The 14,841-nt window shown below is 41.2% G+C and carries 10 protein-coding genes; 2 read left to right on the forward strand and 8 right to left on the reverse strand.

The features are described 5' to 3' along the window. Positions 1 to 241 precede the first annotated feature (241 nt). From CCS90_RS06695 to CCS90_RS06705, 3 genes are all read right to left on the reverse strand, one after another. Entirely contained in the window at positions 242 to 466 is a 225-nt protein-coding gene (locus tag CCS90_RS06695) for a hypothetical protein (protein WP_099018785.1), read from the reverse strand. A gap of 50 nt (positions 467 to 516) precedes the next feature. Then, positions 517 to 756: a hypothetical protein gene (locus tag CCS90_RS06700; protein WP_099018786.1), complete on the reverse strand. Its 240-nt coding sequence runs from the start codon at positions 754 to 756 to the stop codon at positions 517 to 519. 280 nt (positions 757 to 1,036) lie between these two features. Next, the gene (locus CCS90_RS06705) at positions 1,037 to 4,525 is read right to left on the reverse strand and encodes a YncE family protein (protein ID WP_133566536.1); all 3,489 of its coding nucleotides are present in this window, start codon (positions 4,523 to 4,525) and stop codon (positions 1,037 to 1,039) included. Positions 4,526 to 4,641: 116 nt separating this feature from the next. Here CCS90_RS06705 and CCS90_RS06710 point away from each other — a divergent pair, with 116 nt between their 5' ends. Further along, entirely contained in the window at positions 4,642 to 5,316 is a 675-nt protein-coding gene (locus tag CCS90_RS06710) for a zinc metallopeptidase (protein ID WP_099018788.1), read from the forward strand. Between the two features lie 33 nt (positions 5,317 to 5,349). On the opposite strand, the gene CCS90_RS06715 is transcribed toward CCS90_RS06710, so the two are convergent. Continuing rightward, positions 5,350 to 7,329, reverse strand: a complete 1,980-nt coding sequence (locus CCS90_RS06715; protein ID WP_211337068.1) for a S9 family peptidase — start codon at positions 7,327 to 7,329, stop codon at positions 5,350 to 5,352. Positions 7,330 to 7,560: 231 nt separating this feature from the next. Between CCS90_RS06715 and CCS90_RS06720 the strand changes: the two genes are divergently transcribed. After that, positions 7,561 to 8,955 carry a Na+/H+ antiporter NhaC family protein gene (locus tag CCS90_RS06720; RefSeq protein WP_099018789.1) on the forward strand — a complete coding sequence of 465 codons (1,395 nt, stop codon included), beginning with the start codon at positions 7,561 to 7,563 and terminating at the stop codon, positions 8,953 to 8,955. A 354-nt stretch (positions 8,956 to 9,309) separates the two neighbouring features. On the opposite strand, the gene CCS90_RS06725 is transcribed toward CCS90_RS06720, so the two are convergent. From CCS90_RS06725 to CCS90_RS06745, 4 genes are all read right to left on the reverse strand, one after another. After that, positions 9,310 to 9,882, reverse strand: a complete 573-nt coding sequence (locus CCS90_RS06725; protein ID WP_099018790.1) for a hypothetical protein — start codon at positions 9,880 to 9,882, stop codon at positions 9,310 to 9,312. Between the two features lie 21 nt (positions 9,883 to 9,903). Then, the gene (locus CCS90_RS06730; protein WP_099019437.1) at positions 9,904 to 10,602 is read right to left on the reverse strand and encodes a HupE/UreJ family protein; all 699 of its coding nucleotides are present in this window, start codon (positions 10,600 to 10,602) and stop codon (positions 9,904 to 9,906) included. A 212-nt stretch (positions 10,603 to 10,814) separates the two neighbouring features. Further along, a complete protein-coding gene (locus tag CCS90_RS06735; RefSeq protein ID WP_099018791.1) occupies positions 10,815 to 11,978 on the reverse strand; it encodes an FG-GAP repeat domain-containing protein in 1,164 nt (387 codons plus the stop codon). A 409-nt stretch (positions 11,979 to 12,387) separates the two neighbouring features. Further along, the gene (locus CCS90_RS06745) at positions 12,388 to 14,775 is read right to left on the reverse strand and encodes a TonB-dependent receptor plug domain-containing protein (RefSeq protein WP_162846901.1); all 2,388 of its coding nucleotides are present in this window, start codon (positions 14,773 to 14,775) and stop codon (positions 12,388 to 12,390) included. Between the last annotated feature and the right edge of the window lie 66 nt (positions 14,776 to 14,841).

Here is a 14,841-nt window from a genome sequence, read left to right on the forward strand (position 1 = left end):
ATGCATTACTATGTTGGGACAAAGCCATGTCGATGTTTTCGATATGTACTTTCATTCTTCTCAATCTATTTATAATCTCATTTATTAAAAAATCAAGTCCATTTAAACAATTATATGGGAAATACCACAGACTGGGATTTATGCTCTTATTTACATTTAACTGTCATCTTTCCGTCATTGAACATCACATATAAAAAAGCCAGCTGTCTATAGTCAGCTGGCTCCTTTAAAACAGTCGATTTTATCTGTTCACGTAAGTGATGTTGGCTCCCCTGCCTCCATCGTCCTTACAATGTTGTAACATGCCTTGCATGACGCTGTAGTCAGTGGTTTGACCACTCCAATAAGTACCGTCGTTATAGAAACAGTTGACGGTCCATTGTGTTCTGGCCATAGCGGAAGTTGCAAAGAACAGTGAAGCACATAACAATGTGGCGAACCATACTCTTCGATTTAATGATTTCATGGTATTTCCTCAAATTTGTTTAATGTTAATGGGTTTAATTTAACGATCAGTTATTGGTGGGGATCGTAGGTTGACTGTAAAAAGTTACCACCCTGTGAGGTGCAATGTCTGGCCATGTCATAAGCCACTGAATAAGAATCAGTTTGACCTTGCCAGCTCCATACCGTGTGATCATTGTCTATGCCGGTACAAGTGACTGTCCATTGTGCCCTGGCATCTGCCGTGGTACTGAACACAGTGCCAGTAATCAATGTTATGGCTGCTGCTGACGATAGTAAAAATTTATTCATATTAGTTAACCCTCTCTGTTTAAAATTTAAATTATTTGTAGTCAACGGATTGCAATTTTAAATTGAATTCGCCGCATAATTATACATTTTATTCCACGTTCAATATACCAGTATTTTTAATGTTTAATGGTATTTATAAACAGACTATTTATTCATAATGTCAAGTTATGTTTGTGGCTGTATTTTGTATTGAATTTTGTTACAAAGGGTTGTTCGGCATTGTAAAGGAGCGCAACTGAATGGGCTTAAGCATAAATATATAAGCCCATGAGTTTACTTGTTATTGTATTTTGGGGTCGAAAAGTTCATTGGACAAGGGCGTTAAATTAACCCCATTCAAGTTCCAATTGATTGAATTCAACGGGTATTGTAAGTTGACATCGAAATCAATGTTTCTTGAACTTGAGTAGTTAAGTTCAATGGTTCCTACAAATACTTGGTCGTTGGTGGGAGCAAAATCACAGTCGGGGCAAAAGCCGGTGTTGGCTGACATATCAATGCGGGTATTGGCTAGATTTGCACCAGTACCTAAGGCCCAAATCGGCTGACCATTTTCATCGTAATAAAACATGATGGCTACAGCAACAGGGCCTTGGGTGATGACAGATACGCCCCACCCGCTGTCGTTGGGGTCATAATATGAACCGGTTTGTTGGTTGATGGTGTTACCTGCCGCGAAATCTAAATATTGAAAGGGTTCAGCGCTGGCACGACCATTGATCTCCCATGAAAAATTGGCATGCTTGGCATCGGTGAAATCAAGAGTGGCGATACCCACATCTTCAGAGGTTGGTGTTCTGCTGTTTGCATCCCACGTGACGCGAATTAAGTTGGCTTGCCAATTTGGGGTGTAGACACCAGAAGCGATGTACCAAGTCGGTGACCCGTCGTCATTATAGGTATACCAAATGATGAATATATTATCCCCGGCCCTTTGCAGGTCAAAACCATGACCATTTCTGTCTGGGTTGTACCACAAGCCTGCACGCGGCTTAATTTCGGTTGAATTTTGATCAGTGAGGTCTGAACCATTGATGATTTCTTGTTCGTCATAAATCCCATCACCGTCTCGATCAAAGGCCAGTCTTTCGCCCAAGCCCAATGGCACCAAACTGAAAGTCAAAGGCTGCTCATTAGCGGCTAAGGACATCAATCCCAGTGATGATATTACTTGTTGCTTGGATGACAAGAATTCGCCATTGTCAGCATCATACAAATAACTGCTTGATGAACCCAAGCGTGCGATCAATTCCACTTTACCAGTATCAGCCACTTGGATCAATTGTTCTACTCCGGCATTGATTTGACTGGCTTGTTGCAAGGTATATTGTTTACCAACACCTGCATGGGTGTCCTGAGATTCTGGCGGGGTGTTTCCCAAGGGGACAAAGCCTGGGTCCAATTCTGAGCCAGAAAAGGCCATCATCAAAGCCACCAAATCAGCCACCTCTTGGTCTGAGCGAACACTGAATGCACCAGCACTTAAAAACCGAGACACCGAGTCTATCGCCCCATCGTGTAAAAAGCCAAAGCCCGCCAGTGATTGACTGCGCGAGGTCTCAAAACCCACTTTTTCGTACAAATTTCTTAACTGGGGTGTCTTGATAGACTTTTGGGTTGAGCCATCAACACTGACGATACCCAAGTGATTTTCACCCATGGGGCCAGTGGGCATGATTTGACCACCAACATCCAGGTTGATCAAGGCAGGTCGCAAGGGGCCATTGACTGCCATACCGGTCGGTAAACTGTGGCAACTGGCACATTGAAACACCGTATCCAATACGCGGCTGTTGTAAAGACTCAAGCCATTTTGTGGGTTACCTGAGCCCAAAGGACTGCCTGCAGGGGCAAACCTGCCTGAGGTGTAATGGTTGCTTAAATCAATGCTTTCAGGCAGGCTGTTGTCGATATTGCGAAAGGGGTTGGGTGGAAATGTGATGGTGGCTAACATCAATTTAAATTGTTGCATTTGTTCCGGATTCAATCGTTGGTCATCTCCGTTCAAACTCATGAATGCACCATTGAATTCTTCCAGTCCATCGCGATCACCACGCCAATGAAAAGGTTCATTACCTATGATGTCTTGGAATGTCTGGGTCATCATGGGGCCTTTCATTGGATGAAAATCGGAACAACCTGGGGTGTTGAGTAAACTTACGGTGGTCTGACAGTTTTGATTGAATATTTTCATTTCCCCTGCTGGATCACCTAAATCCCATGCCAAACGATCCATCCTACCATCCACATGACAGGAAGCGCAGGCAATTTGCCCAAGCCCTGAGGTTTCTTGGGTATTGTATAAAAACGGTCGGCCTTGTTTAATCGCCTCAGGTAAAGGGTTAAATACAGTCATTTGACTGATTTCGGTGTTGTTTGAAACATCGACCACTGACAAGCTGGCGGCAAAGTGATTCCACACATACAAACGCGCCTTGTCGTCGTCCAATGCCAATCCAGTGGCGCCCTCACCCACTGCAATCTGTGCCAAACGATCACCGGATTGATTGATCACAACCACATTGTCAGAGCCCATACCAGCCACATAACCGCGGTCACCTGCTTGGTTCCAAACCACCCCACGCGGATCACCAATTGACTGGTCACGAATCGACTGTGGTTCTGTCTCAGCTACATAGTCCAGATGAGGGTTGAGGTCAATCACCTCAGTTTGCTGCAAATCGTTGGTCGTTACTTTACCCATTTTGACTTGTAAGAATTTTCCATTGAGCACCGGTTCAAATCTAACTTCATTGGTGGCATCGGTTCCCACCAGGGTGACTTCATTGCTGGCTTGGTTGAATCCAATGGCCATACCTATATTCATCAATCCTGAAACATAACTGACCTCATGGGTCTGGGTGTCTATCACAGCAATGTCATGATCCAGCAGTTCCCAACCTTCAATGCGCCCTGAAGAGGCCGCTTGGGACCCTGAGATGAATTCCGTCCAGTCTCGATCATTGTCGTCCAACCATCGACCGTCACTGGCCTGTTTAACGATCAATGAAACTTTCGGAGCTGTGGGTAAATCTGGATTGATGGCTGGAAAAAATTGATCACCCTCATTGGGTGGTGGATTTTCACCTTGATACGGAGAAGTGGTTCGGTTAACTGGATTGAACGGAAAGGTTAAGGTGTTTTCAGTTTCATCAATACCACCAGCCAAAATAGTGGTCTTGTTGCCTGACTCAAAGCTGGCCACATAAACTTGGCTGCCATCAGCATTGACTGTCATGGCGCGCGGTTCCTCGGCCATCAAGGCAATGACCGTTGGCTCAGCTGATAATGCCAGGGTATTGAAGACCATGACCTTGTTGACTTGTGAACAACTGACAAAGGCTTGGTTGTTGGCAAAAACCACATCGAAAGGCTCGTCTTCGGTCTGTAAGGTGAGCTTGACCATCCTTTGGTTGAAATCCACCACCGAAACGGAGTCAGAAATGTGATTAACCACCCACAATTCATTGTTGTCTTTAAAGCGCACCGAAACGGGGTCAATACCCACGTTAACATGACCCAACCGCACTGGGTAACCCTGCGAAACATCAAATAATTGAACCCGATTATCAGCGGTATGAGCGACTGCCAAACGCGTCTTGTCCGGAGAGATGTCCAATGCATGCACCGGATGGTTTTCCCAGTTCACATAAGGTACATCAGCGGCAAATAACATCGGACTGAACCACAACAGTAAAAAAACCAAGGGCATTTGAATCCATTTTATATTATGAAGAGTGAAGTCAGGTGTGGGGGTTATTGGATTCATCAGACACTTATCGTTTTTCTAAAGTCAATACGATATCTCATACCGGCCCCTTAATTCAATTGTTTGTTATTAATCCTGTGTTTATAATCAAGTTCATCTTTTAGCTTCAGTGAAACATGCCCTTTATCATTCTGTTGATACTTTTGATGGTGTTTGGTCCCAGCCTTTGGGTGAAGTATGTCTTGCGCAAACATCAAAAACACATCGAATCTTTGGATGGAACTGGCAGCGAATTGGCGCTGCATTTGATTGAACGGTTTAAGTTAACTGGAGTTCAAGTCATCAAAGGTAAGGTGAATGAAGATCATTATGACCCGCAAAATCAAGTGGTGTGTTTAAGTCCGGAAGTCTATGATGGCCAATCCTTGACTGCGGTGGCAGTAGCGGCCCATGAAGTAGGCCATGCCATACAATTTTATAACAAAGAACCCGTGAGTTTGTTGCGCGAGAAGTACTTAAGCAAAGCCCATGCGATTCGCCAATTCGGCATCATGTTCTTAATGGCCTCGCCGTTGATAGGCCTGTTATTCAGAATACCTCACTTAGCAATTCTTACCTTAGTGATTGGGGTGATAACCATGCTTGTTTCGGTGTTGATGTATGTGGCCATTTTGCCTGAAGAATTTGATGCCAGTTTCAACAAAGCCCTGCCGATATTGTCTGAAGGGTACATTACAGAAGAACAATTACCGGTGGTCAGACAAATTTTAAAAGCCTGTGCCCTCACCTATGTCGCAGCTTCTTTGGCCAGTATTTTAAACCTGTGGCGGTGGGTCAGGCTGCTCAGGTGAAGTGAGCAGCCTGAGGTATCAATCAGACTTGATTCACTCTGCTGTTGGAATCAGGTACTGTTGAAAAAACAAGATGACGGCTTGTTGGTAGACGTCTTGATTTTCCTTTTTTCTGTAGCCATGGCCTTCATTCAAGGCATTCATATACCAAACTGTTTGTTGTTTGGCTTCTAAGGCTGCCACGATTTGATCGGCTTCAGTGACTGGCACCCTGGGGTCATTTTGGCCTTGAACCACGAACATCGGGATGTTGATTTTATCCACATTATTCAATGGGCTGATTTTATTCAAATGTTCGCGCATGGCAGGTATGCGCTCATCACCATATTCAGCCCTTCTGAGGTCTCTTCTGTAATCCTGGGTGTTTTCCAAAAAAGTGACAAAGTTTGAAATACCAACAATATCAACAGCGGCTTTTAATTGGTCGCTGTAATACACTGCTGAGGCCAAGACCATATAGCCACCATAGCTACCACCATAGACGGCAACCCGACTTTGATCCAGATCGTTTTGCTTCTCAATCCATTCTAACAAGGCACCAATGTCTTTAACTGAGTCTTCACGGTTAAAGCCATTATCCATTTGCAAGTAACTCTTGCCATAACCATCTGATCCTCGCACATTGGGAATCACTACGGCGACACCCAATTCCTTGATCCACATTTGATAGGTGCTGCTGAACCATGGTTTGGACTGACCTTCGGGTCCTCCATGGATGGCAATCACCACTGGGTGAGGACCAGGTGATTTTGGTTTGTAGACAATCGCGGGGATTTGTCTGGCTTGGTCATTCACTTGATCAAAAGTCGGGTATGAAATCATTTCTGGAACAACAAATTCATTGGTATTCAAGCCCCCAACTTCACTGAAAGTCCATCGTGTTAAATCGCCGCTTTTTAATAAATTTTTCTTTAAATCAAGTACATACACATCACTGGGCGTTTGTGCCGTATTGATGGTAATTGCCAATTTATCGACTTTTTGGTTAAAATCAAAGCCGCCTAATACGCCCAATGGGATACCAGCTACTTTCTGGTACTTCAGTTGTTTGATGTCCATCAGATACAATTCAGAGCGGCCATTTTCATTGCTGCTAAAGGCGCCTCTGAGTCCGTCTTTACTGATCACCATGTCGTTGATATCCCAAGGAATGTCAGCAGTGACTATGGTTGGTTTTTGCGCAGTCTGATCCAATGATTGCCAAGCCAGTTGTGAGAACTCACTGTACTGGTCAGTGATATAGAAAAAACCATGGTTGATGTCATCAAAGGCTATCGGTAAATTGGTACTTTTTGAATCCTTGGTGTGAACCAGCGGTGTTAACTTTTTATCTGCCAAGTTCAAAAGATAGGTACTGGATTGATTGGCACTGACATAATTCATGACCAAAACCTGGCTGTCATCGGCATTGAAATCTGCCACGCCCCACCAACTGCCATCTGGTGAGGGTAATATCATGTCAGCCGTTTCTGGGTTGTCAGGTTGGATGATCCACAAATCGTTTGAAGCTCCATTTCTTCGGGTGCTTTGAAATGCCAAGGCAGAACCAGAATTATTCCAAACAATTTGTCCGTTCCGTGATTCACCATCACTGATCATGCGGCTTTCCCCAGTCATGGGATCCAGCACAAATATTTGTGAAAATTCACTGCCACCAGCATCCATGGTAAAGCTCAACGCTGCACTGCCAGGTTTTTTATTGACCGAACCAATGGGCTCCTTGAAAAAAGTCATTTGGTACCTGGTTCCTCCAGCTTGGCTGACCCGATGCAGTTGAGAAACATCACCAAAACGAGTGCGGATATAAATGCTTTCATCGTCCTCAGCCCACTCAACGAAACTGGCAGACCGTATATTTTGATAACGATTCAGCTCGGCTTTGATTTGTGCTGGAATTTCAGGCATGTTTTTCATGACCAAATTACCATTGTTTAGGACAACTTGCTTAGAATCTGCTCCAAATGCAAAGATCAATAACAATAAACTTAAGATTTTAGCGGTAGAAGATGACATGGTTTTCTCGATTGTGTGTGAGTAGTGGATTAACAATATACCAGAGGATTTATGTATAACAAGTGTATATTTACAGTAGAAATGCTTTGCCTTTATGCAAACATTGATTGCAGCGGTTGAGTCATGATGAGATGACATGATTTTTTGTTCTGAATATATTTTTAATTTTCATGATGTCAAACCTACACCATGCGTTATCATGTGATTGATTGAAAATGATGGGAATTGTCTATGAGTTGGTTGAGTATTTTACCGCCTTTGGTGGCGATTGCTTTTGCGATATGGAAACGTGAAGTGACTTTGGCACTGCTGCTGGGTATTTTTACCGCCGCCTTGATTTTGAGTGGTGGCAACCCTGTTTTGGCTTTTGTTGATGTGGTAGATCGCATCGTGCAGGTGTTTGCCAGCAACTACAACACCCGCGTTTTGATGTTCAGCTTGTTGATTGGTGCCTTGATTCAATTGATACGAATATCTGGTGGTGTCGCGGCTTTGGTCAATTGGTTGACCTGGCGCAAATTAACCAACAGTCAGCGCAAAGCGGGTCTATTACCTGCCTTGCTAGGCAGCAGTATATTCATCGACACCAACATGAGTGTTTTGACCGCAGGCATTTCTTCACAAGCCATTTTTGACCATCAAAAAATGAGTCGTCAACGGTTGGCTTATATCATCGATTCGACCTGTGCACCCATCAGTGTGCTGGTGCTTTTGAATGGTTGGGGTGCCGCCATTTTAGGCTATGTGCAAGAAACAGGTGTTACTGATCCAGTGGGCGTGATGCTCAGCAGCATTGCTTACAATTTTTATGCCATCATCACATTAATTATCGTTTATTACACGGTATTGAGTACCCGCATATTTGGTCCGATGAAGCAGCTTGAACATCAAATTCAGCAAAAACAAATCAGCGACAACTTGGAAAACAGTAAGCAGATTGGTATGGAAAGTGAAGATTTAACCCAACCGACCAAGAAACGCTATATGTTGTTACCTTTGATTTTTATGGTACTGAGTATATTGGTGTTTATGTTCATCACTGGTGATGGTGACTTGCGCCAAGGCTCAGGCTCAGAATCGGTGTTGTGGTCAGTGGTATTGTCGGTGATGTTGACCTTTGCTTTGTTGCGCTTTGATGCCAAAAAACCAAGTAAATACTTGATGGAGCAATGCTTCAAAGGCATGGGTGAATTGTTGCCATTAGTTACATTGGTACTGCTGGCTTTTGCGCTTTCTTCTGCCATGGGCGACATTGGAACCGCAAAATTTGTTACTTCTGTGGTCAGTGATTCAGTGCCGGTGATTTTGGTACCGGCCTTGATTTTTGTGATTGCTGGGTTTGTGTCGTTCACCACCGGAACCTCTTGGGGTACTTTTGGCATTTTAATCCCTATTGCTATTCCTTTGGCCTTAGGTTTAGGTATTTCACCAGGTTTGGTGTTAGGAGCGGTGTTAGGTGGTTCTGTATTCGGAGACCATGCCTCCCCTATTTCGGACACCACAGTGATTGCGTCCTTGGCTGCCGGCTGTGATTTGTTAGATCACGTCAAAACGCAACTACCCTATGCCCTAACCGCAGGTGGTTTGAGCGTCTTTTTGTATCTGATTTTGGGTCTTTTGCAATGACATGAAATCATAAAACATCCCATATCTGCGTTTTCTCATTATTGTCGTATTTGTCTGGTTGCTAAAAACACAATAACCTGACTGTATACCTAGCCTATATTATTGATGATTAATGGTTATTAAATTCTCGTCAATGATATCTAAGTTGACTGATAACATTTTAACCATATGCATATAAATTACTTCAGTTTCAGTCAGTTATATTATTATTTTAATGCAAAAAATACATACATTCTAAATTGGTACTGCGTCGTTAGGTGTGAAATAATTTTTAAAGACAATATTTATTCTAAGCGCTGCAAATGAATCATGAGTATTTTGGGTTCAGTAGATGACAGCTAGCATTAGCTTAAATTACTGATTAAGACCTTTCACTTGATACTTGCCTGAAGTTTTTAATTCTATGCTCACATCTTGATTGGTGCTGTTTTTCCAATACCAGCCATGCGAACCGGTAAATGGCACTGTTGCCGAGCCTTGCATTTGATTGGTTGTTGCAATGGTGAAGCTTTCAAAATAGCCGGTAGTATCCCCTGCTGGCTCGCCATGAAAGTCGAAATAAATATTCGATGCATCAATGGTTTTCCATTCATAATTTAACTTTGAAAACGCTTGTAAAGTGAATTTATATTCAATGCCTTTGTTGGCAGGAACCGTTATCATGACAATGTCTTCACGAAATTCAAACTCTGCTGCATTGGCTTCATCGGGAACAGGGTTCACTTCAGTCTGGCTAACAATGGGTTCTGTGACCTGTTCTGCCAATACAGTTAAACCAAGCTTCTTCCCCAAACCTGTTGGATCTATGTTGTACTCGGCGGGCATGATGATTGTAAAATAAACCACCACTGAAAGCACCAATGCACTGATTGTGGCGATTATTAATGCTTTGTTTGATGTCACTGGAATGTCATCGTCTTGTTTCATGTTTTTCTCTTAATTATTGATTTAACTGTTAAGGAAGTAGCCAGTCAGTTGATACATCACCAACATCATACCTGCTGTCATTAATAATGTGTTGGTGAGTCCTGAAAACTTAAGATAACTGTCATACCTTCTCCAAAAACTCAAGACAATCAAAACCAATCCCAAAGCCATGATTTGACCCAATTCAACCCCTAAATTGAAGGCCAATAAATTGGTCAATAATCCATCACTGTTCAACTCAAATTCTTGGAGTTTAGTGGCCAATCCAAAGCCATGAAATAAGCCAAAAATCAGCACTGCTATTTTGGTGTTGGGTTGAACACCTACCAGCTTTTTGAAGCCACCTAAGTTATCAAATCCTTTGTAAATAATAGAAAAGCCAATAATGGCATCGATCAAAAATGGGTTGACTTGAATATCATAAAAAGCACCAAACAACAATGTGGCACTGTGACCCAAAGTAAATAAACTAACATAAATCAGTACATCTTTGGTTTTGAAAAGAAAAAACACCACACCCACTAAAAACAACAAATGATCGTACCCTGTGATCATGTGTTTGGCACCTATATAAATAAAGGGCATGATCGCCATGCCACTGTTATTCAACAAAAAGTTCTTGGTCGCAGAATCTACACCATGTGCCATGGCTGTTAAAGAAATCAACAAGCCCAAGAAAATAAGCACCAGGCTGACAAGTGAAATACGCAGTTTATTCATTGATCTGATAATCCATTTAATTCCAGCATACATTCGTTGTTTGAATGTTGTATTTTACTGATTATTTCTTCGATGCGAGCACTTATGTTTTACTGATATGCCAGTAAGTACCAGAAATACATGTTTGAGGTTTTAAGCTTTTAAATAAAAAAACCGCAGCTCAAATCAATAGTTGAGCTGCGGTATTTTGATCACTTAAATATTAAATACTATTATTCAAATGCAAACTGTGAGCAGTAAATCAAATCTGCAGGTTCAGCCCCAGTCTGGTTTTCAACGACTGTATACTGTTCCGTTATTTCATCCCAAAGTGCCACATCTTTGCGACAATCTAGATTGATATCAAAGGATACAATTGCTACTGGTAAAGTCAAACCAGGAACTGTACCAATTAAATCATCCAAGGCAGAGCCAACCAAATCAACAAGTCCACCAAGCCCATCTCCTAACAGTACATTGAGCGAACTGTCTCCTGAGTTCACCACCACAACGTCTTTGTTTCCATCATAATTAATGTCAAATGCAGCCACATCAACCGGTGATAAACCAACTGAAACTGTCAAGCCACTTAAAAAGCTGCCATCACCGACTCCCAATCTGAGTGTCAGTAATCCTAAAGTTTGATCCAAGGCAATTAAATCTGGTATTTGGTCATTGTTATAATCAAAAAAGTAAATACCACCCAGAGGGAGCGTGCCAACCAATGCTTGAGGTAAATTGTAGCCGCCTACACCATCAGAAAGTATCATATGCACGGTACCCGCGATGTCTTTGACGGATACATCCAAAGAATTGTCATGATTGATGTCTGCTAAATTTAAAGAGGTGGCCGTCACCAACATGGACGGTATTTCTAGGGTTTGACCAATGGAGAACCCACCCAAACCATCACCAAAAAGTATGGTGACACGGCCATTGAGCACACCATCAATACTGACAATGATGTCTACCAAACCATCATTGTTCATATCTCCTACATCCAAGAATTTAACCAATTCTAGGTTTTGTAAACCCACTGCCAATTGGGTTGCTGTTTGGAACCCATTGATTTGATCATTGATTGATATTGACACGTCTCCATTGGTATCTATCATAATAAGATCCCTGAGACCATCTGAATTGATGTCATCACTTTTTACTAAAATTGGATTAACGTTCAACGCAACCACTTGTGGGGGATTGAAACCACCTAAACCGTCGGCTTCACTGATTTCTATTTGATTGGTTGATAATATGCTGATTAAATCGATGGACTTGTCGCCAACCAAATTGACAGCAATATTTCTAGTGGCCAAACTGACACTGGATCCAAGCATAAGACCCGCTACAGTTAATACAATGCTTAATCGTTTTACAAAACTACCTGAATATCTCATAACATGTCTCCATAAAACTGTAAGTTGTATTTATTATATTAATACGCAGTCATCAATTTGTAAATAAAAATGTGCGTGAATATACATTTTGAATATTACATATATACATAAATAATCGAGTAAATTCAGACACTTAACTATGTTTGTGTAAAATGGAAAAATTAGAAGTTTAAAACAATATAAACTGGTGATTTTTGTAAGCCTATAAAGAACATTACACGGAAATCAATGTGAGGTGATTGTTAAGTGAATCAATAATTTAATCCAGTACACCATCAACCAATTGATAAGAAGCCACTTTTTTTCTGGTCGCAAAACCGCCATTCCTTTGTTTGTTATATAACTGGCTAAGTGAGAGAGGTGTTTGGGAAGTAAACAATCAGACTGTTTAATTAATTCATTGTTTTTTCTAAAATGACAAGTCAAATCCAATGGAAGGTATCAATGGCAACCAATCCTTTTGTTCATTGATCAAGACAAAATCACCTTCATCATTTTCTTCATAGGAGTATTCAGAACAGCATTGGTTTTTGCGATTCAGTGCATTGTTTAATTGCAGCCAGTATTTGGCTTTATGGCCTTTAATCATGCCATCATAAGACAGTCTTAAATCCAGATTAAGGAAGTCTTTATTTCTTGAACCATTCCGATTGCCTATGATCAACTCACCTTCTGAATCATTGATTAAAGTTCTTGGCCATCCTGTATGGTATTGCATCAGTGAGTTAAACTGCCACTTGCGCCAAAACCATTCTAAGTTTAATTTAACTGCATTTTGCTGGTCCCATCCCCTTAAAAACTCATCACCACCAATGACATCTTTGACTTCAGAGAAGCTGTAACTGGCAGACCAATTGAATTGATCATAATACCCTGAAACAGTCACATCTACGCCCTTAGAAAATGCAGACTCTGGTTCTACCCTGATACGATCAGAAAACAATTCTGGATGCAAATGTAGGTCAATAAAAAGGTTTTCATAGTAAGGTTGAACATCATTGTATTTTTTGTAGTAGAACTCTGTTCTTAGGTTGTAATGATTGTTCAGTTCTTTTTGCACCTCAAAAATGGCAATGTCAGCAGACTCTGGTTCAAAATACATCAATTCCTCATCTTCGAGTAAGACCCCATCTATATGCTGGTCTTGAAAATGTCGACCCAGTCCTAACCTAAAAGTTAATGTGTCGTCATAAAAGAAACTCAGATTCATTCTGGGGCTGATTTGAGTCTCATTATTCCAATCTTGATGATCTAAGCGCAATCCAAAATCACCATAAAAACTATTATTGAATTTATACCTGACATTTCCATAGAGTGATTTTCTTATACCCGAGTTTTTAAATCGATGATTTCTTGATCTGTTGATTTGATTTGGGTTTAAAATTTCAGTTAAAAAGTCACTGCCACTGAAATCTGAAGTGTATTTAATATCTGTGGTTTCACTTTTTAGCATCATACCTAATGAAAAAGCCAACGATTTTGTAGCACTGTAATTGATGCCTGCGGAAAAACCAGAGGTGTTGGTTTTTCTGGATTCAAAAATACTGCCTTGCAATTCGTCATCAAATAAATCACCATTTCTGTTGGTGTTGTTTGATTGAAAAAAAACCAAACCTTTTAGGTTGAGATTTTCGTTAATGGGTTTTTCTATCGACATCCAATAATTATTATCAATGTATTTGGCTCGTGCAGTTTCATCTTCATTGACCAGGTTTAATTTGATGGTGTCTTTGGCATGCAATAAATTGCCTTTGATGACTGTACCGTCATCAAACTCTTGCTGCAAGTGTATAAAAAGATCATCGAAACTTGGATCTCCAGCTTCAATATTGAACAATTCTGTTCTCAGCAAATCCCCCCCTGATCGATAGGAAACCAGGTACTGTGACTCGGTATTGAATGATTCACCCAAAGTGATATGCGAACTCAATATTCCCAGCGAAAGGTCGACAAACAAATCATCGCTTGGTTCACTGCTTTGGATTTCCATCACTGAACTGATGTAGCTGCCATATTTTGCAGGAAATACCCCTGCATAAATAGACAACTCATCAACATAACTTAAATTGATGGATGAAAAAACCCCAAAAAAGTCTTTGAAATGATAAGGGTTTCTCAGAGCCAACCCATTCAACACCACTTGCGATTCATTTTGTTTACCACCTCTGACATGTGACCTTGCCGTGATGCCATTGCTGGTGATGCCTGGCAACTTATTAACCGCCCTGGCTGGGTCGTTACCAATGTGTGGCGTCGCTGTTAGCTCATCACGTGTAAGGATACTTTGGTTGGCTTGATTGACTGATTTAAAATCAAAGTGACTGGTGGTTACATAAAGATTTTCTAAGGCTTCAGGAGACTTTTGTAACTCAAAATTTCTTGAGACAATGGCTTGGGATTGAAAATCAATTTCATCATGCTGTGGATTGTAGCCTGGAGCTGTGATGGTAACTTTGAGTTTGCTTCTATCGTCTATAGTCAAGTAATAACCCGATTTGTTATTAACAACTTCAACATCAGTACCCGTATTAAAATGAATTTTTGCACCGACGATTTGATAACCGGTCTCTGTGTCTATTACATTACCGATGGCCATGATTGGTGATTGCATCAATTGTTGGCTATTTTCAACAGGCCTGATTAAATAAACATGGTCTTTGACTTCAGTTAATTCATAATCGAGATTGTATAAAAATTGTTTTAAAGCTCGAATGGAACGAATGGGTCTGTCAACGATGATTGAATTGGCTTTTAAAAAATCATCGCTGTAGACAATTTGAGTTTGGGTCGTTGACAATGAATCAATAACCTTTTCAAGAGAATCACCGCTCTGTTGAGCACATAATACCCATGAAATACCAAG

The organism is Marinicella litoralis (assembly GCF_002591915.1).
GTDB lineage: Bacteria > Pseudomonadota > Gammaproteobacteria > Xanthomonadales > Marinicellaceae > Marinicella > Marinicella litoralis.